Genomic DNA, 19,329 nt, shown 5'->3' with positions numbered 1-19,329 from the left:
ATTCGACAACTGCTCCTGCGTTGCTCTATCTCGGACATCCATGTCCTCGCCTACCCTGACGCCAAACTGGCTTGCATCCTCGCAAGCCACCCTGCGGGGTGGTCCTCCACCCGCCCGCCGCTGCAGAGGGGCCCCAGGTAGAGCAACGCGCATCCTGCGCGTACTCGGTACGCCGCCGCGTTACGGCGGTGAAGGCGATAGGTCACGAACCAATCCTGCAATTCGACGTGCCGCCAGGCTGTCGCAAGGGGCCGCGATCGGCCAATAGAGGACGCATCGCGAATTGCACCAAACGCCCCGGACTCGAATTCCGAGGCAGGGATGCTGTACGGACGCGCGGAATGGAAACCTCGGTGGCGTTGTAGTTGAATTAACAGGGCCAGGCTCATCCGTCGCAAGCGCACCAAGCTATCGCCCACCAAAGGGAGTTTGCAATGCACGAGCAAAATTCCGTTGACGAGGGTCGTCGCCGCATCCTTGGGGCCGTGGCGCTCGGCGTTGCCATCGCACCGTTGGGGGTGGCGGGCATGGCCCCGCAAACGCCGGCGACAACCGCACGAGCCATCAAGCCAACAGATGCCGCCGCATTCGCAAGCCTCAAGCGCATACGCGCCGGCGACCTCGAAATCGCGTACGTCGAGGTCGGGCCGAAGAAGGGCAAGCCTGTCGTTCTGCTGCACGGGTGGCCCTACGACATACACAGTTTTGTCGAGGTCGCGCCGCAGCTCGCCTCGCGCGGTTATCGTGTTTTTGTCCCTCATTTGAGGGGCTACGGCGAAACCCGCTTCCTTTCCCCCGAGACTCCTCGAAACGGCCAGCCCGCGGCGTTGGCACGAGATGTGATCGCTTTTCTCGATGCCTTGGGAATCGAAAAAACAATGCTGGGCGGTTTTGACTGGGGTGCCAGGACGGCAGGTATCGTTTCCGCAATCTGGCCGGAACGCGTCCTGTCACTGGTGTCGGTCAGTGGCTACCTCATCGGCAGCCGGAAAACCGCTCAGGTTCCGCTTCCGCCGGAGTCCGAATTCCAGTGGTGGTACCAGTTTTATTTCGCGACCGAGCGCGGGCGAGCAGGCTACGAGAAATACCGGCACGACTTTGCCAAGTTGATTTGGAAGCTGGCCTCGCCGAAATGGGCTTTCGACGACGCCACCTTCGACCGCAGCGCCCGCTCCTTCGACAATCCCGATCACGTCGACATCGTCGTCCACAACTACCGCTGGCGCCTCGGCCTGGCCGACGGTGAACCCCGGTTCGACGACATCGAGGCGAGACTTTCCGAGGCGCCATTCGTCACTGTTCCGACCATCACAATGGAAGGCGATGCCAACGGCGCACCGCATCCGCCGCCGGAAAGCTATGCAAAGCGCTTCACCGGTAAGTACGAACACCGCCAGCTTACCGGCGGTATTGGCCATAACCTTCCCCAGGAGGCCCCGGACGCTTTCGTGAAGGCGATCGTCGATTCCATTCGCGTGTGACACCAGCCCCGAGCATCGCCCGGGGCCGGTTTGCACCTCCTCAGCCCGGAAACCTAACGCCGGTCGCTTCCTCGCTGACCTTCCACAAGCGCGCCGCCGCTTCGGGCGAGACGGCCCACGGTCGAACACCCAGGTGCGCGTTGGAGTTCGCGGGAACAGCCTGCGCGATGTTGCAGTTCTCGCAATAGACGCCCCCCATGCCTTTGAGCAATGGACTGGTGGCGCACCAAACCGTCGTCGCCGCACCCTGCTCAAGGGTTTTCATGTTGTTTTCCGGGTCCACGACTGGCCGGCCCTCGGTATCGAGGAAACCCGCGGCCTTCTTGTCGGCTTCGCTCATGTCACGGGAGAAGCCCGAGGTGATCATCCCGCCCGGATGCAGTGAGAAGGAGCGAATCCCCGCAACGCGACCGATACGATCCAGCGAGTAGGCGAACAAGGCGTTCGCAGACTTCGACTGCCCGTAGGCCACGTAGTCGTTGTAGGGACGACGTTCGAAGTGGATGTCGTCGAAATCCACGGCAGCGACCTTATGGCCCATGGACGACACGGTCACGACACGAGCGCCCCTGGTCAGTGCCGGCCACAGCCGCGCGGTGAGCTGGAAGTGACCGAGGTGATTGGTGGCGAATTGCGACTCGTATCCACGCGCGTCGCGCTCGAAGGCGTAGTTGATGAAGCCTGCGTTGTTGATCAGCAGATCCAGCTTGCGGCCTCGCTCCAGGAAGCGTTGGGCAAACGCGTCGATGGAGGCAGGCCCGATCAGGTCGATGGTATCGATCTCGACGTTGGGCCAGCCGCCGACCGCTTTGGTGGCCTTGGCTGCGTCGCGGGCAAGCACAATGACGGTCGCGCCCGCTTCGGACAGGGCGCGCGTCGTCTCTAGGCCGATGCCGGAATGACCGCCGGTGACGATCGCAAGCTGGCCGGAGAGATCCAGCCCTGCGATCACTTCCCGCGCGGTGCTGGCAGCGCCGAAGGGGGAGCGGAGGGGAGTCTGGGGAGTATCCATGGTTCGCTTCCCCCTACTGCGCCGTGAAGCCGCCGTCGAGCGGCAGCGCCGTGCCCAGCACGTAACTCGAACGTTCGGAACAGAGCCAGACGATCGCGTCGGCGATCTCCGCCGTGCTCGCGATGCGCCCGATCGGGTGGGCGGCAATGAGGCGGTCGGCATTTTCGCCATCGGCCGCCGCGCTCTGCGCCCACAGCGGCGTGTCCACGAGACCAGGGCAAACCGCGTTGATGCGAATGCCGTCACGCGCGTACTCCAGGGCCGAGCTTTTCGTCATGCCGATTTCGGCCCACTTCGACGCCGAATAGGCGGCATAGCCCGGCACGCCAATCAAGCCGGCGCCTGACGCGATGTTGACGATGGCGCCGAAGCCCTGCTTTTGCATCTGCGGCAGCTGGTACTTCATCGACAGGAAGACACCGCGCACATTGGTCGCCATCAGGCGATCGAACTTGTCCATCGGGTAGTCGGTGGTCAGCTCGGGGCCCTCGCCGTCGACGCCCGCGCTGTTGATCGCGAAGTCTAGGCGGCCGTGCGCTTCGACCGTGGCCTTCACCGCCGCGGCCAGCGCCTGTTCGTCCGCGACGTCGCACAGATCGTAGCGGGCGCTACCGCCGGCCTCCTGGATGGAACGGACGGTTTCCTGCAACGTCTTCGCCGTCCTGCCGACGACCGTGACCGCACAACCGTGCGCCGCCAGCGCCTGCGCCGCGGCCCGGCCGATGCCGGTGCCGCCGCCAGTGACGAATGCAACTTTTCCAGCAAACTGCTTGCTCATCTTTTGATCCTCTTCGATAGATGGTTGGGGACAGGATCGACATGCCGGCGCGGGCTCATGCACCGCCGAGGCACGCGATTTCCTGTGCGAACCATTGGAGTACCGCTACGCCTGGGAGCGGTATCTCGAATCCACCGATTCCTTGCCCGATCCTGTCACCGGGATATACGCGCTTGCGCAGGTCTATTGACTGTCGCGAAACCGCCCGGCATCGCGAGCGGGTGGATTCCCGAAGAGTCGCGAGTAGTCGCGACTGAACTGACTCGGGCTTTCGTAGCCCACGCTGAACGCGACGCCGGCCGCGTCGCTCGTGCGTGCGAGCAGCCGCGCACGCGCCGTCTGCAGCCGAATCTGCTTCTGGTATTGCAGGGGGCTCATCGCCGTCGCCTCCTTGAAGTGGCGATGGAACGATGCCGGGCTCATCCCGGCCAGCTTGGCCAGGCGTTCGATCCGGATCGGCTCTGCAAAGTTCGTGCGAAGCCAGGTAACGGCACGGCTGATCTGGGAAAGACGGCTTTTCGTCAGCGCGATGCTGCGGACCATGGCGCCGCTCGGCCCCTGCAGGATTCGCCAGAACACTTCACGTCGGAACATCGGAGCAAGCACGGCGATGTCCTGCGGCCGATCCAGAAGCCGTGTCAACCGCAGCATGGCGTCTAAGAGATCGGCACTCGCACGCTGGACCTCCACGCCGGCGCTGGCGCCCAACGCCGGCGCGGAGGGCTCGGCAATCAGGCTCGCGATCACGCTCGGCTCTAGATCCAAGGTAAGCGCCGAATACGGAGCGCTCGTCACTTGCCCCGTTGCCGGCAAGTCGACCGAAACGGCGACGTAATCGCCCGCTTCCACGTCGAACACTCGTCCGCCGAGGATCGTACGTTTCGTGCCGCCCAGGATCAGCGCCAGCACGGGACGATGGACGACATAACTCACGACCGACGGGTCCGTCTCCAGGTACAGCGTCAGTCCCGGCACCGGCGTCTCGGTTGCGCCTTCGGTGCCTCGAGCCTCCACGAGTTGTCGGAGTTCCTCCAACGCCTGCACGACCACCTCCGCGCCGAAACGGCAGTCGCGCCCTCCTCGCGATCGCCTGAAAGGATTGTGCAAGAACTTGGTGTGTTCGCGCTACCGCCGCTTGGGTACGCTGCGTTCCACTGTCGACACCGCAATGACGCGGATCTACAGGAGATCGAAATGAAACAAGTAGCACTTGGCAGCCAAGGCCTCGTGGTCACGTCGCAAGGTCTGGGTTGCATGGGCATGAGCACCACCTACGGGCCAAGCGACGAGAACGAAGCGCTGGCAACGCTTGCTCGCGCCTTGGACCTCGGCGTCACCTTCTTCGACACCGCCGAGGCCTATGGCCCCTTCATGAACGAAGCACTGCTCGGCAAGGCCTTCAAGGGCAAGCGGGACCGGGTCGTACTTGCGACCAAGGTCGGCTTCCGCTACACCGGCGATGGCAAGCTCGCGGTCGATGCCGGCGGTCGCCCGGTGGTCACCGGCGACCCGACACTTATCCGTAAGGCCGTCGAAGGCTCGCTGCGTCGGCTGGACACGGATGTCATCGACCTGGTCTACGTCCATCGCATCGATCCACACACTCCGATCGAGGTGACAATCGACACGCTTGCCTCGCTCGTACATGAAGGCAAGATCCGCTACGTCGGTGTCTCGGAGGCCTCCGCGGCCACCATCCGGCGGGCGCACGCGGCCCATCCACTCACCGCCGTGCAAATGGAGTATTCGCTGTTCGAGCGCGGGGCCGAGCGCAATGGCGTGCTGGCAGCCACCCGTGAGCTGGGAATCGGTTTCGTGTCCTACTCTCCGCTGGGCCGGGGCTTTCTTACGGGCGAGCTGAAAGGCCTGGATGCGCTGCACTCGACCGACTTCCGTCGCTTCGATCCGCGCTTCCAAGGCGTGAACCTGCAGGCCAATCTCCAGCTCGTCGAACGCCTCGGTCAAATTGCCGCCGCCAAGGGCGTGAAGCCGTCGCAGGTGGCGATCGCCTGGGCCATGAGCGCAGGCACCGTGCCCATCCCGGGTACACGACGCATCAAGTACCTCGAAGAAAACATCGCCTCGTCCGCGATCACGCTGACGGCCGACGACTTGGCCGATCTCGAGCAGGCTGCGCCCTTCGGCGCCGCCGCTGGCGAACGCTACTCGGCCGGAATGATGGCCACCCTAGGTCACTGACACAAAAGCAACTCAACCTACGGAGAACCTGAAATGAGAAAGATCTTCTACACCGGCAAGACCCGCACCATCGGCGGCCGCGAGGGCGCGGCGCGCAGCTCGGACAATCGGCTCGACATCAAGTTGTCGCCCCCAGGCAGCTCGGGTGAGGGCACGAACCCGGAGCAACTGTTTGCGGCCGGCTGGTCGGCCTGCTTCATCGGCGCACTGGGCATTGCTGCAAGCAAGCGCAGCGTCACGCTACCCACGAACCTCGCGGTCGATGCCGAAGTGGATCTCGGCGCAAGGGACGGCGACTTCTTCCTGCAGGCGCGACTTGGCGTGAGCCTGCCGGGAATGGCGAGCGACCTGGCGCGCGACCTCGTCGAAGAGGCACATCGGATTTGTCCGTACTCCAAGGCGACGCGCGGCAACATCAACGTGGATTTGAGCCTCGCATGAGCGAAGCGAGCGCCAACGAAAGGAGGAACTGCCGATGGACGAGTGGGTGCGATCCGCAGGAGGAGCGGGTCGCGCCCTTAGTCGAAGATCTGCTGGAACTCGGCTTCAGCCTTGGTCTTGGCATTGCCTCATCGCACCTCGCGGGCGCGCTGGACGGTAGTGAAAGTGTCTCAACGCCACTAGGAGTACTTCGCCGAAAAATTCAAATGTCCAGGCTATGGCCGCGCCATAATATCCGCTTCGGGTCGAAAGCGGACTTGCCATTCCTCCGCATGCCATCTTCACCGCGACAGGTCGATCGCGTAAGTCGCCGTGCCGTCGCCGTGGTCCTTCAGCTGGCGGATGTGGCCGAGGCCGGCGGCGCGGGCCACGTCCTGCTTGCCGCTGGCGTCGGTGAACACGACCGGACCACGCGTTTTCAGGGGTGCGAAGTTCCATGACGTCGGTTCGAGGTCCTTCGCGCCGATCTGCTTGTGGCGCTCCAGCCATTTCGCCAGGATCTCGCGAGTACCGTCCGGCGCGGCCAGCACGATGTTGCTGCCGTCGAGGCCGGGGAAGTGGCCGCCGCCGCTGGCGCGGTAGTTGTTGGTGACCACGATGAACGGCTGGTCCGGTTCGACCGGCTTGCCCTGGAAGGTCAGCGTGGTGATGCGTTGGCCGGCCGGCTTCGAGACGTCGATGACGTAGCGGATGCCGCCCTGGATCTGGTCGAAGTTGTAGCCGGTGAAGCGGCTGTTGATCAGCACCTGTTCGCCGGCCTTCGCCGGGTCGATCCGGTTGAAGCGTTCGGCGGATTTTTCCAGCCAGGCTTTCACGCCGGCGCCGTCGGTCTTCACCGCGGCCAGCGTGTTCGGGTAGAAGTACAAGTCGGCGGCGCTGCGCAGGGTGAGCGGGCCGGGCGCGACGTCGGTGTAGTCGTCGGGGCCGCCGAAGCCGGTGCGGAACGCGGCGGCGGCAGACAGCACCGGCACGCCGGCCAGTTCGGGATGCGAGCGCGGCAGTTCGTTGCGCACGTAGTCGGCCTGGGCGGCGTTGACCGGCGCCAGCGCGGTCATGTTGCCCTCGTCGGCGAAGTGGCTGCTCATGTGCAGCGTGCTTTCGCCGATCGGCGTGTTGACGTAGGCGATCGCCGCCGCGTGCGCTTGCTGCACCAGCGGCGCGATCGCCGGGTCGGCCGGCACGCAGTCGTTCTTCTGCGGACAGATGCGCCGCACTTCGCTGTGGCTTTCCTCGCGGTCGACCACCCAGCGGCCGTCCTTGCGGTCCAGCACCAGTTGGATCATGCCCAGGTCCTTGCCGAAGAAGTCCGCCATCACCGCCGGCACGCCGCGCACCAGGCCGCGCTGGGCGTCGACCTCCTTCAGGCCGGCGTAGCGCGGGCCGGGGAATTCGGCGTGCGAGTGGCCGAGCAGCAGCGCGTCGATGCCGGGCACGCCGGCCAGGTGCCAGCCGGCGTTTTCCATGTCCGGGGTGTACGGCGCGGTGTTCAGGCCGCCGTGCAGGATCGCCACGATCAGGTCGGGATGCTGCGCCTTGAGTTCCGGCAGGTACTTGCGTGCGGCTTCGACCACGCCGCTGACGGTGACCTTGCCGGCCAGGTTCTGCTTGTCCCAGTCCATGATCGGCGGCGGGGTGAAGCCGATGATGCCGACTTTCAGCGGCACGCTGAGCTTGCTGCCGTCGGCCGTATACACCTCGATGTTTTTCGTCACCACCGTCCACGGCTTGAAGATCGGCTTGCCGTCGCGCGCGCTGTAGACGTTGGCCAGCACCAGCGGGAAGCGAGGGCCGGCGCAACGGTTGTCGTGGCCGCCGTCCACGTTCATCGGCGTGCCGGTGACCTGCGACAGGAAGCGCAGGCCGTAGTTGAACTCGTGGTTGCCGGCGGTGCCGCCGTCGTAGCCCATCGCGTCCATGGCCTGGTAGATCGCCAGCTCCTGGTCGCAGGTCACCGGCTTCACCAGCGCCTGGTAGTCGGCCAGCACGCTGCCCTGGATGGTGTCGCCGCTGTCGAACAGGAAGGTGTTGGGGAACTCGGCGCGGGCGCGGCGGATCAGCGTGGCGGTGCGCTCGTAGCCGAGCGAGGGGTCCGGTTTCAGCTTGTAGTAGTCGTAGCTGAGCACGTTGGCGTGCACGTCGGTGGTTTCCAGGATCGCCACGTTCGCGCGCGCACCGTCGGGCGTCTTGCCGGCCGCCCAGGGCAGGCTGGAGCAGCCGGCGAGCAGGGCGGCGCCGAGGGCGAGCAGCGGGGCGGCGAACGGGGTCGGGCGAAGCGGCATGGCGGTTCCGTGGGACGTGCGGGTTCGGATGGCGAAAGCTAGCAGATCGGGGTGGCCGGATGCTTGCATGCCGTCGCCGGAAGCGGCTTTCGCTCCGCCCGCCATGCCAAGCCCAACGCCAGTGGAACAGCCTGCCCGCGGTGCCGACATGTTTTCGTTTGCAAGACCGTAAGATGGCACTCCAGTGACACCGGTCCTTACGGGGGGACTTTCCAGCCATGCGTCGAATGTCGTTGCGCCCCACGCGGGCAGGTGCGGTGGTGCTGTGCGCGCTGCTTTTCTTCGCCGCCTGCATCGCGCTCACCGCCTGGCAGGAGCCGCTGCCGCTGCAGCGCGGTTTCATCGCGGGGCTGATGCTGTGCACGTTCGGCGTGCTGCTGTTCGCGTTCGGCCGGTTCGCCACGGCGCTGCTGGTCGGCGGCGGGCTGTTCCTGCTGCTGAAGTCCGTGGCGGAATTGAAGCTGCGCTACCTCGACTCGCAGCTGATGCCGTCGGACTTCATCTATTACGTGCGCACCAGCCTGCTCGACACGCTAAGCCACTACCCGCACCTGTACACGGTAGGGATCGGCCTGTGCGTGCTGCTGCCGCCGCTGCTGTACCTGGTGTGGCGCTGGGACTGGCGCGTGCTGGCCGCGCTGCGGCCGCGTCGCGCCGCCGGCCTGCGCGTGGGCGGCATCGCGCTGTACGTGTTGGCATTCTGGGTGTGCATGCTGCCCACCGGGCCGTTCGCGCAGGTGCACTCGCGCAACGCGTGGCAGAGGATGTCCGACGATGCGCAGCTGACGAATTTCTTCGTCAACCTGCATGACGCCGACGTGGAGCTGCCGGCGATGGCCAGCGACGCCGTGGCCGAGTGGGACTGGGGCGCGACCGCGCCTGGCAGCCCGGGCAGCATGTCGCCGCCGTATCCGGACATCGTGCAGGTGCTGGAGGAAAGCACCTTCGATCCGTCGATCTACGACGCCTGCAGCGTGCCGCAATGCCGGGTGGCGATGTTCCGCCCCGACGCGCGCACCCGCGCACACGGCGCGCTGCGCGTGCACACGTTCGGCGGCGGCACCTGGGTCAGCGAGTTCGCCGCGCTGACCGGCATGCCGCAGGACATCTTCGGCTCCGGCGGCATGTATGCGCCGTACGTGCTGGCGCCGAACGTGCACGACGCGTTGGCGCTTCAGCTGCGCCGGCTCGGCTACCTCACCATCGGCATCTATCCGACCAGCGCCAGCTTCATCAACGGGCGCAACGCGTACCAGGCCTACGGCTTCGACCACCTGTACGGCGCCGACGAGTTGGGCCTGGAGGAGTGGGAGGAAAGCGACGCGCAGATGTTCGCGGCGGCGAAGCGCATCTACGACACGGTGAAGAAGCCGGAGCAGCCGGTGTTCATCATGATCCTGACGCTGAACCAGCACGGCCCGCACGATCACCAGCCGATGGCGAAACTGCCACGGCCCTACCGCAACCTGCTGCGCGGGCTGGCGCCGAACGTGGCGCTGAACTTCGACACCTACCTGTCGCGCCTGCACGATTCCGACCTGGCCATGCGCGCCCTGGAGCATGCCTTCCTCGACCGTCCGCAGCCGACCGTGCTGCTCCATTTCGGCGACCACCAGCCGTCCTTCAACGGGCAGATCCGCAACCTGCCGCGCCGGTTGTCGCCGGCGCTGCTGCCGTATCGCGACTACCTCACCTACTACATGCTGAAAAGCAACTTCGCCGGCCCGCCGCTGCCGCAGTACCCGCTGCTCGACATCGCGTTCCTGCCCAGCATGGTGCTGCAGGCGGCGGGCGTGCCCACCGACGCCTATTTCACCGCGGCCAGCGGGCTGCGCGATCGCTGCAACGGCCTGTACGGCGACTGCGCCGTACCGGGCCTGCTGGCGTCCTACCACGCCTGGACGATCGGGCGGCTGCACGTATACCAGTGACGGCGGGCGCCGCGGCTGGTCGCGGCTGACCCGCAGCGGCAGTTTTCGCCGCCGATGGCCAGCGCGGCAGGCGGCTGATCGGGCGCATGCCGCGTGCCGTGGGATCGACGCCACTGGCAGAGGTCTTGCTTGCCATCAGGCATGAGCGAGCGCAAGCCAGAACGTCTCGAAACCGCCGACGCCAGCCTGGAACGGCAGATGGCCGACTGCGGCCTGTCGAACGATACCCGGCAATTCCTGCGCGATCTGCATGCCGCCGAGAAGCAGCTCAACGACGCCTTCCGGCGGGCCCATCAGGGCGGCGCGCTGGAAGCACGGGTGAGCGCGGTGTACCGCAGGATGTACGGCAGGGATTGAGCACGGCCGTGTCGTTGCCGCGGAACGTTCGCATGCCTCGGCTATGATCTCCGGCGATCCGCGTGGACGTTCACGCGATGCCCTGGAAGATCCGCATGCCCCGTTTTTCGTTCGCCGCGCGCCCGGTCCTGCTGGGCGCCATGCTCTCCGCGCTCGGCGCCTGCGCCAGCCAGCCGCCGATGGCTTCGTCGCCGGCGGCGATCGCCGTGCCCGCCATCCAGCGCCCGCAGGGCGAGACGCCGGCGTGGTGGTTCCGCAGCGGCGCGGCGCAGGCGGCGCTGGCCTCCGCCCAGGCGAATACGGGCGGCCAGCGCGCGAAGAACGTGATCGTGTTCCTCGGCGACGGCATGAGCCTTCCCACCATCGCCGCCGCGCACGTGCTGGCCGGCCAGCGCGCCGGCACGGACGGGGAGAGCTACCGGCTGAGCTTCGAGAAGTTTCCGTTCAGCGCGTTGTCGCGCACCTACGAGACCGACCAGCAGACCCCCGACTCGGCCGGCACCATGACCGCGATCATGACCGGGGTGAAGACCCGCGCCGGTTTCATCGGCGTATCGCAGGTGCCGCGCCGGCAGGACTGCGCCGGCACGCGCGGGCAGGAGCTGGTCAGCGCGCTGGAGCTGGCCGCGGCGGCCGGCATGAGTACCGGCGCGGTCACCACCACGCGGATCACTCATGCCACGCCGGCCGCCACCTACGGCCACCTGCCCGAACGCAACTGGGAAGTGGATGCGGATCTCAGCGAAGCGGCGAAGGCCGCCGGCTGCAAGGATTTCGCCGCGCAGCTGATCGACTTCCCGGTCGCCGGCGGGCTCACCGTGGCGATGGGCGGCGGCCGTACCGAATTCATGCCGGCCGGCGCGGACGATCCGGAGTATCCGACCCGCGTCGGCCAGCGCCTCGACGGCCGCGACCTGATCGGCGAATGGACGTCCAGCCATCCGGACGGCAAGTACGTGTGGAACGCGGCGCAGCTGAAGGCGCTGGATCTTTCGCGCACGCCGCGCCTGCTCGGCCTGTTCGAGCCTTCGCACATGAACTACGAACACGAGCGTCCGCGCGACAAGGCCGGCGAGCCCAGCCTGGCCGAGATGACGGCCAGCGCGATCGCGGTGCTGAAACGGAACCCGAACGGTTTCTTCCTGATGGTCGAAGGCGGCCGCATCGACCATGCGCTGCACGCCGGCAACGCCTACCGTGCGCTGGACGAGACGATCGCCTTCGCCGCCGCGGTACAGGTTGCGCTGGAGCACACCGATCCGGCCGAGACGCTGATCGTGGTCACCGCCGACCACAGCCACACGCTGGCGTTCGCCGGCTATCCGCGCCGCGGCAACCCGATCCTGGGCAAGGTCCGCGGCGCCACCGACAGCTACGACGACGAAAGCGCGCCGGGCCTGGCGCGCGACGCCACCGGCCTGCCGTACACCACGCTCGGTTTCGCCAACGGCCCCGGCTACACCGGCGCCAGCGACCAGCAGCCGGAAGGCAGCAAGCGTTATCCGCACAACCCGCGCGAATACAGTGCGATCGGCAAGGGCCGGCCCGACCTGCGCGAGGTCGACACCACCGATCCGGACTACCTGCAGGAGGCGATCCTGCCGCTGAAAAGCGAAACCCACGGCGGCGAGGACGTGGCGATCTTCGCCACCGGCCCCGGCGCCGCCGCATTCCACGGCGAGCTGGAACAAAACGCGATCTTCCACGTGATCGTGCAGCACGCGCCTCGGCTGCGCGCCGAGCTGTGCCGGCTCGGCAGCTGCAATGCCGACGGCGTGCCGGTGGAGCGGCCGACGCGGCAGGCGTGGCTGCAGCAGGCGGGAGCGGCGGCCCGCTGAGGACGTCGCGCGGGCTATGATCGAACGACCTTCGCCTCCCGGAGCGTGCATGTCCGCCGCCGCCTTCGAAACCGCATCCATGCCTTATCCGCGCGGGCTTGCGCTGGCCACGCTGGGCGCGGCGATCGCCGCGATCACCGGCGCGCTGCTGGCGACAGGCGATGCCGGCCACGGCTGGCTGTGGCTGCACTGGTGCGGCAAGCCGCTGGCCACCGCGCTGATCTTCGTGCTGGCGTGGCGCGCGCAGCCGGCGCAGTCGCCGCGCTATCGGCGCCGGATCCTGGCCGGCATCGCCTGCTCGCTGCTCGGCGACGTGTTTCTCATGTTGCCGGGCGACCTGTTCGTGCCGGGGCTCGTGGCGTTCCTGTGCGGCCACCTGTGCTTCATCGCCGCCTTCCTCGGCGACAGCCGCTTCGGTGCGCGGCCGCTGCTGTTGCTGGCTAGCCTCGGCTACGGCGCGGTGAACCTGGTCCTGCTGTGGGATGCGATCGGCACGCCGCTGCGCGTACCGGTGATCGTCTACGTGCTGGTGCTGGCGAGCATGGGCGGGCAGGCGCTGGCGCGGGCGCGGCTGTTCGCGCAGCGCGGCGACGCGCAGGCGCCGGCCGCGCGGCTGGCCGCGTTCGGCGCGCTGGCGTTCATGCTCAGCGACAGCCTGCTGGCGTGGAACCGCTTCCACGGCGCGATCCCGTGGTCCAGCCTGTGGGTGCTGTCGGCGTATTATCTGGCGTTGTGGTGGATCGCGCGCTCGGTGCAGCGCGTCGACACGGCGATCGAGGCGGGTGCGGCGCAGTGAATACGCAGGAACTCATCATCACCTGGGCCACCCCGGTGTTCTTTCTGCTGATCGGGATCGAGCTGCTGGTGGCCAAGCTGCGCGGGCGCGAGGCCTACGCCAGCAACGACGCGGTCAACAGCATCGGGCTGGGCGTGATCTCGCAGATGGTCGGCGTGTTCAGCAAGCTGCTGACGATCGGCATCTATGCCTGGTGCGTCGAGCACCTGGCGCTGTTCGCGCTGCCGGAGAACAACCTGCTGGTGTGGCTCGGCGCCTTGCTGCTGTACGACCTCTGCTACTACTGGCTGCATCGCTGCGGGCACCGCGTGAACATCCTGTGGGCCGCGCACGTGGTGCATCACCAGAGCGAGCGCTACAACCTGTCCACCGCGCTGCGCCAGACCGGCAGCGGCGCGCTGCTGGGCTGGCTGTTCTACCTGCCGCTGGCGCTGCTCGGCGTGCCGCTGAAAGTGTTCGTGATCGTGGCGCTGATCGACCTGCTGTACCAGTTCTGGGTGCACACCGAGCAGATCGGCCGGCTCGGCTGGTTCGACCGGGTGTTCTGCTCCCCGTCCAACCATCGTGCCCATCACGCGGTGAACGACCGCTACCTCGACCGCAACTACGGCGGCATCCTGATCGTGTGGGACCGCCTGTTCGGCACCTTCGTCGAGGAGGACGACAGCGACCCGCCGGTGTACGGCACGCGCTCGCCGCTGCGCAGCTGGAACCCGCTGTGGGCGAACGCCGAGGTGTACTGGCACACCGCGGTGGACGCCTGGCATGCCAGGCGCTGGCGCGACAAGCTGCTGGTGTGGCTGAAGCCGCCGGGCTGGCGCCCCGCCGACGTGGCGGCGCGCTACCCGAAGCCGGCGTTCGCGATGCCTGCCGAGCGTTTCGATCCGCCGTTGTCGCGGCCGCTGAAACTCTACGTGCTGGTGCAGTTCGCCCTGCTGCTGGGCATGACCACCCAGTTCCTCGGCATGGCCGGCACGGCCAGCCTGCCGGCGCTGCTGGGCTATGCGGTCTACCTGGTCGCCGGCCTGTGCGTGATCGGCGCGCTGATGGAAAGCCGGCGCTGGGCGCCGTGGGCGGAAGGCGTGCGCGTGCTGGCCACGGCCGCGGTGCCGCTGCTCAGCGGGCGCTGGTTCGGCATCGGCCATCTGGACGGCCATATCGTGCTGGCGATCGCGGTGGCGTTCGGGCTCAGCGCGATTGCGCTGGCATGGCTGCGCCCGTCGTCGACCGGCACGGGCGTGGCTGCCGTTCCCGCTGAATCCGCAACCGCTTCGCCGCGGTAGGGCGGTGCCCGCCCTGGCGGATTTGCGCGGAACTTCGGCGGTCCGGCAACTGCCGTGTTGCAGCGCGCTGTGTGCCTGCCCGTGCATTCGCTATGATCGCCGCTTGCTTAACTCAGGGGCAGGCGATGGGATTCTTCAGCAAGCTGGTGCGCCACAAGACGGTCGAGCAGTTGCAGGCGGAGGCCGGCACGCGCGGCGATTTCCGCCGCGTGCTGGGGCTGTGGCAGCTCACCGCGATCGGCATCGGCGGCATCATCGGCGTGGGCATCTTCGTGCTGGCCGGCCAGCAGGCGGCGATGAACGCCGGCCCCGCGGTGGCGATCAGCTTCCTCATCGCCGGCGTCGGCAGCGCCTGCGCCGCGCTGTGCTACGCCGAGTTCGCCGGGCTGATCCCGGTCACCGGCAGCGCCTATACCTACGGCTACGCGGTGCTCGGCGAATTCGCCGCCTGGATCATCGGCTGGGACCTGCTGCTGGAATACGCGCTGGTGGTCGCGGTGGTGGCGATCGGCTGGTCCGGCTACGTGCAGGTACTGCTGAACTCGGCCGGCGTGCACCTGCCGGAATGGGCGCAGCAGAGCATGAGCGCGCAGACCATGGAGTATTACCTGCAGCAGCTGTTAGGCCTGCACGGTTCGACGGCGGTCGCCGGACCCAGCGACGGCCACCGCTTCAACGTGATCGCCGCCGCGGTGTCGCTGGCGGTCGCCGTGCTGCTGACCGTGCGCACCGAGTGGGGCGCGCGCTTCAACACGCTGGTGGTGGCGATCAAGGTGATCGGCGTGCTGCTGGTGGTGCTGGTCGGCGTGTTCTACATCGACACGGCGAACTGGCATCCGTTCATCCCCGCGCGCGTGGTCGACGTCAGCACCGGCATCGGCCACTTCGGCTGGCAGGGCGTGTTGACCGGCGCCAGCGTGGTGTTCTTCGCGGTGTTCGGCTACGACACGCTGACCACCGCGGCAGAGGAATCGAAAAATCCGCAGCGCGACCTGCCGCGCGCGGTGCTGCTGTCGCTGGGGATCGCGATGGTGCTGTACATCGCGGTGTCGCTGGTGCTCACCGGCATCTCCCACTACAGCAAGCTCGGCGGCGAGGCCTCGGTGTCCGACGCGTTCGAGTCGATCGGCCTGCACTGGCTCAGCATCACGATCGCGGCGGCGGCGGTGATCGGCGTCACCAGCGTGCTGTTCGCCTTCATGCTGGGCGCGGCGCGGATCTGGTTCGCGCTGGCCCGCGACGGCCTGCTGCCGACCTGGTTCGCGAAGGTGAGCCCGCGCTTCGGCACGCCGGCGCGGCCGACCCTGATCCTGGGCGTGTTCACCGCGCTGGTCGCCGGGCTGCTGCCGATCGGCGAGGTGGCCGAGCTGGTCAACATCGGCACGCTCAGCGCCTTCATCATCATCTGCAGTTCGATCATGCTGCTGCGCGTGCGCCGTCCGGACCTGCGGCGCAACTTCAAGACCCCGGCGGTGTGGTTCACCGCGCCGCTCGGCATCCTGTTCTCCGCCGCGCTGATCTACGGCCTGCCGTGGATCACCTACGAGCGCTTCATCATCTGGATGGCGCTGGGCTGCGTGATCTACTTCGCCTACGGCATCCGGCACAGCAGGATGGAACAGGGCGGGCGAGCGTAGCGCCCGCGGCGCTCAGCAGGCGCCGGGGTGGCACGCCACCCGGTCGCGTCCGGCGTTCTTGGCCTGGCGCATGGCCTGGTCGGCACGCGCCAGCAGGGCCTCGATGTCGTCGCGGCAGCGGGGCGGGCATTCGGCGATGCCGATGCTGGTGGTGAGCGGGCCGTCCGGGCGCTGGATCTGGTGTATCGACTGACGCAACTGCTCGGCACGCTGGCGCGCCTGCTCCAGGTTGTTGCCGGGCAGCAGCATCGCGAATTCCTCGCCGCCGATGCGGCCGATCAGGTCGCCCTGGCGCATCTGCCGGCGCATCGTCGCGGCCAGCGCGACCAGCGCCGCGTCGCCGGCGGCGTGGCCGTACTGGTCGTTGAGCTGCTTGAAGTGGTCGGCATCCAGGAAAAGCATGCAGGCCGGCTGCTGCTGCCGGTGCAGCTCGGCCATCGCGGACCGCGCCAGCTCCAGGAAGCGGTTGCGCAGCAGCAGGCCGGTGAGGCCGTCGGTGTTGGCCTGCTCGCGCAGCTGGCGTTCCAGCCGGAACTGTTCGAACAGGGTGCGCGCCATGAACGCGCGCAGCACCGTCGACAACGCGATTGCGACCGTCATGTAGACCAGGTACTGGATGACCTGCACACCGTCGATGCGGCCGAACAGCAGCATGGGCAACGGCCCCAGCGCGCACAGCAGCATCGCCGCGACGAAATCCCAGCGCCCCAGCCAGATCACCGACGACGCCACCGGCAACAGCAGCCCGGGCAATACCACGGACTGCCCGCGCATATCGCCGAAGCCGTTGAGATTGATGCCGATCTCCAGCAGCAGGACGCACAGCAGGGTCAGCGCGCTGAGCAACTGCGGCTGCCGCACATGCCGGGTCCACGAGGTCACCAGCAGCAGCGGCACCAGCGGCGCGAGGCGCAGCCACAGCGGCAGCGATGAGTGGCGCACCAAGGTGCTGGCGACGACCGCCACCAGATAGGCGAGCGCGCCAACCAGCATCAGGGCGTGGATCATCGGTCCCATCTGCAGCGCCAGATAGCGGCTGTACTCGCGGCGCTGGTCCGGGTCGTCGGCAAGCCGGAGGCTTTTGAACAGGGCGTGCATGCGGCTCCCGCGGGCGGAAAAGTGAGGGTGTCGGCGCAAGCCGAGCAAGATGGATGCCAGGCCGACGCAGCCCGCTGGACCGGTTCATGTGCAAGCCATGGTCGTGACCTTCGGCAGGGGTGAACCCTGGTGTTGCCGGTCTAGCATCGACGCCTCGGATTCCTGTCGCGGCAACTTTTCGCGACGCGGATTCCCGGAGCCTGCCTGGTCTGTCCGCCTCGCCCCGTGGAACACGGCTCGAGCGGCAGCGTCCGTCAGGCTTCCCATTCCCACCCCCGGAGAACGCATTGAAAGCCACCCGCCTCGCTTCCGCCCTCGCCGCTGCCGCTTTCGGCCTGGCCAGTTTCGCCGCGCTTGCCGATGTCCCGGCGCCGCAGGATGTGCCGTACCAGGGCACCTTGAAGATCAATGTGGACGCCACCGACGTGGCCCACCGCATCTTCCGCGTGCACCAGGTGATTCCGGCGCAGGCCGGTCCGCTGACCCTGCTGTATCCGCAGTGGCTGCCGGGCAACCATTCGCCGAACGGCACGATCGACAAGATGGCCGGGCTGGTGGTGAAGGCGAACGGCCAGGTGCTGCCGTGGACGCGCGACCCGCTGAACGTCTACGCGTTTCACGTCGACGTGCCGCAGGGCGCCACCGGCGTGGAGGTCGAGTTCCAGTTCCTCTCGTCGCAGGACCAGCGCCAGGGCCGCGTGGTGATGACGCCCGAGATGCTCAACCTGCAGTGGAACTCGGTGACGATGTATCCGGCCGGCTACTTCGCACGCCAGATCAACACCGAGGCCAGCGTGAAGCTGCCCGCCGGCTGGCAGGCCGGCACCGCGCTGGAAGTGGCCTCGAAGGACGGCGACACGCTGAACTTCAAGCCGATCAATTACGACGACCTGGTGGATTCGCCGATCTATGCCGGCAAGTACTTCAAGCGCATCGATCTGGATCCGGGCGCCAAGGCGCCGGTGCACATGAGCATCGTGGCCGATGACGCGAAGTACCTGGAGATCAAGCCGGAGCAGATCAAGCCGTTCCGCAACCTGGTCCAGCAGATGTACAAGATGTACGGCGCGCACCACTACGACCACTACGACTTCCTCGTCTCGCTCAGCGACAAGATGAGCGGCAACGGCCTCGAGCATCACCGCTCCAGCGAGGACGGCACCTCGGCCGACTTCTTCACCGAGTGGAAGAAGAACGCGCTGGCCCGCGACCTGTTCTCGCACGAGTTCAACCATTCCTGGAACGGCAAGTATCGCCGCGGCGCGGACCTGACCACGCCGAACTTCAACGTGCCGATGAGCGACACGCTGTTGTGGGTCTACGAAGGCCAGACCCAGTTCTGGGGCCAGGTGATGGCCGCGCGTTCGGGCCTGTGGGACGCCGAGCAGGCGCACGACATGTGGGCCTTCACCGCCGCCACCTACGACAAGGGCCGCCCCGGCCTGGCCAGCTTCCGCAACGTGCAGGACACCACCAACGATCCGATCATCGCGCAGCGTCGCCCGTTGCCGTACCGCAACTACCAGGCCAGCGAGGACTATTACTCGGCAGGCCAGATGATCTGGCTCGACGTCGACGGCCAGCTGCGCGAGCTGAGCGGCGGCAAGAAGAGCATCGACGATTTCGGCAAGGCGTTCTTCGGCATGGAGAACGGCAAGTGGGACGTCAACACCTACACCTTCGAGGACGTGGTCAAGACGCTCAACGACATCGCACCGTACGACTGGGCGAAGTACCTGCGCACGCGCCTCGATGGCCATGGCCCGCTGATCGGCGGCATCGCGTCGCACGGCTGGAAACTGGTCTACACCGACAAGCCGTCCGAAGCGGTGAAGGCGATCGAGGCACGCCGGCATAGCGCCGATCTCACCTATTCGCTGGGCGTTTCCATCGGCAAGGGCGGCAGCATCGGCGACGTGCTGTGGGACGGCCCCGCGTTCAAGGCCGGCCTGTCGCCGAGCATGACGGTGATCGCCGTCAACGGTCGCGACTATGACGCCGACGCGCTCAAGGATGCCGTCACCGCCGCAGCGAAGGACAAGAGCCAGCCGATCGAGCTGCTGGTGAAGAACTTCGACGAGTACAAGACCGTCCGCATCGACTATCACGACGGTCTGAAATACCCGCACCTGGTACGCGACACCAGCAAGCCCGACACGCTGACCACGCTGCTCAAGGCACGCTGAGGCAAGCCTGCGT

General features: G+C 67.1%; 15 protein-coding genes. 10 read left to right on the top strand and 5 right to left on the bottom strand.

All coding sequences use genetic code 11. The annotated features are described in order from the left end of the window. The first annotated feature begins 434 nt into the window (after positions 1-434). Positions 435-1,481 (top strand): alpha/beta hydrolase, encoded by a 1,047-nt coding sequence (locus KK131_RS07520; protein ID WP_214556043.1) that lies wholly within the window; start codon positions 435-437, stop codon positions 1,479-1,481. 40 nt (positions 1,482-1,521) lie between these two features. On the opposite strand, the gene KK131_RS07515 is transcribed toward KK131_RS07520, so the two are convergent. The 3 genes from KK131_RS07515 to KK131_RS07505 all read right to left on the bottom strand — a co-directional run bounded on the left by KK131_RS07515 (position 1,522) and on the right by KK131_RS07505 (position 4,315). Then, positions 1,522-2,493 (bottom strand): SDR family NAD(P)-dependent oxidoreductase, encoded by a 972-nt coding sequence (locus KK131_RS07515; protein WP_214556042.1) that lies wholly within the window; start codon positions 2,491-2,493, stop codon positions 1,522-1,524. Between the two features lie 13 nt (positions 2,494-2,506). Continuing rightward, positions 2,507-3,271, bottom strand: coding sequence for a glucose 1-dehydrogenase (locus tag KK131_RS07510; RefSeq protein WP_214556041.1), 765 nt, complete (start codon positions 3,269-3,271; stop codon positions 2,507-2,509). A 183-nt stretch (positions 3,272-3,454) separates the two neighbouring features. Next, positions 3,455-4,315: an AraC family transcriptional regulator gene (locus tag KK131_RS07505; protein WP_214556040.1), complete on the bottom strand. Its 861-nt coding sequence runs from the start codon at positions 4,313-4,315 to the stop codon at positions 3,455-3,457. 150 nt (positions 4,316-4,465) lie between these two features. On the opposite strand from KK131_RS07505, the gene KK131_RS07500 reads away from it, so the two are divergent. Both KK131_RS07500 and KK131_RS07495 read left to right on the top strand, forming a co-directional pair. Next, entirely contained in the window at positions 4,466-5,470 is a 1,005-nt protein-coding gene (locus KK131_RS07500; protein WP_214556039.1) for an aldo/keto reductase, read from the top strand. Positions 5,471-5,503: 33 nt separating this feature from the next. After that, positions 5,504-5,911, top strand: a complete 408-nt coding sequence (locus tag KK131_RS07495; RefSeq protein WP_214556038.1) for an organic hydroperoxide resistance protein — start codon at positions 5,504-5,506, stop codon at positions 5,909-5,911. Positions 5,912-6,192: 281 nt separating this feature from the next. Here KK131_RS07495 and KK131_RS07490 read toward each other — a convergent pair whose 3' ends face one another. Continuing rightward, positions 6,193-8,190, bottom strand: coding sequence for a bifunctional 2',3'-cyclic-nucleotide 2'-phosphodiesterase/3'-nucleotidase (locus tag KK131_RS07490; RefSeq protein WP_214556037.1), 1,998 nt, complete (start codon positions 8,188-8,190; stop codon positions 6,193-6,195). A 218-nt stretch (positions 8,191-8,408) separates the two neighbouring features. On the opposite strand from KK131_RS07490, the gene KK131_RS07485 reads away from it, so the two are divergent. The 6 genes from KK131_RS07485 (at position 8,409) to KK131_RS07460 (ending at position 16,032) form a co-directional block, all read left to right on the top strand. Next, positions 8,409-10,121, top strand: a complete 1,713-nt coding sequence (locus tag KK131_RS07485; protein WP_250887031.1) for a sulfatase-like hydrolase/transferase — start codon at positions 8,409-8,411, stop codon at positions 10,119-10,121. Between the two features lie 141 nt (positions 10,122-10,262). Next, a complete protein-coding gene (locus tag KK131_RS07480; RefSeq protein ID WP_214556036.1) occupies positions 10,263-10,478 on the top strand; it encodes a hypothetical protein in 216 nt (71 codons plus the stop codon). A 95-nt stretch (positions 10,479-10,573) separates the two neighbouring features. After that, positions 10,574-12,316, top strand: coding sequence for an alkaline phosphatase (locus KK131_RS07475; protein ID WP_214556035.1), 1,743 nt, complete (start codon positions 10,574-10,576; stop codon positions 12,314-12,316). Positions 12,317-12,365: 49 nt separating this feature from the next. After that, positions 12,366-13,112 (top strand): lysoplasmalogenase, encoded by a 747-nt coding sequence (locus KK131_RS07470; RefSeq protein WP_214556034.1) that lies wholly within the window; start codon positions 12,366-12,368, stop codon positions 13,110-13,112. Continuing rightward, the gene (locus KK131_RS07465) at positions 13,109-14,395 is read left to right on the top strand and encodes a sterol desaturase family protein (RefSeq protein WP_214556033.1); all 1,287 of its coding nucleotides are present in this window, start codon (positions 13,109-13,111) and stop codon (positions 14,393-14,395) included. Before KK131_RS07470 ends, KK131_RS07465 begins: the two co-directional genes overlap by 4 nt. Positions 14,396-14,520: 125 nt before the next feature. Further along, positions 14,521-16,032, top strand: coding sequence for an amino acid permease (locus KK131_RS07460; RefSeq protein ID WP_214556032.1), 1,512 nt, complete (start codon positions 14,521-14,523; stop codon positions 16,030-16,032). A gap of 12 nt (positions 16,033-16,044) precedes the next feature. Here KK131_RS07460 and KK131_RS07455 read toward each other — a convergent pair whose 3' ends face one another. Beyond that, the gene (locus KK131_RS07455) at positions 16,045-17,130 is read right to left on the bottom strand and encodes a GGDEF domain-containing protein (protein ID WP_214556031.1); all 1,086 of its coding nucleotides are present in this window, start codon (positions 17,128-17,130) and stop codon (positions 16,045-16,047) included. Between the two features lie 287 nt (positions 17,131-17,417). Between KK131_RS07455 and KK131_RS07450 the strand changes: the two genes are divergently transcribed. After that, the gene (locus KK131_RS07450) at positions 17,418-19,316 is read left to right on the top strand and encodes a M61 family peptidase (protein WP_214556030.1); all 1,899 of its coding nucleotides are present in this window, start codon (positions 17,418-17,420) and stop codon (positions 19,314-19,316) included. Positions 19,317-19,329 lie beyond the last annotated feature (13 nt).

Origin of the sequence: Rhodanobacter sp. LX-99 (assembly GCF_018599185.1) — a bacterium.
Taxonomy (GTDB): Bacteria; Pseudomonadota; Gammaproteobacteria; order Xanthomonadales; family Rhodanobacteraceae; genus Rhodanobacter.
This window is presented reverse-complemented; position numbering and strand designations above follow the sequence as displayed.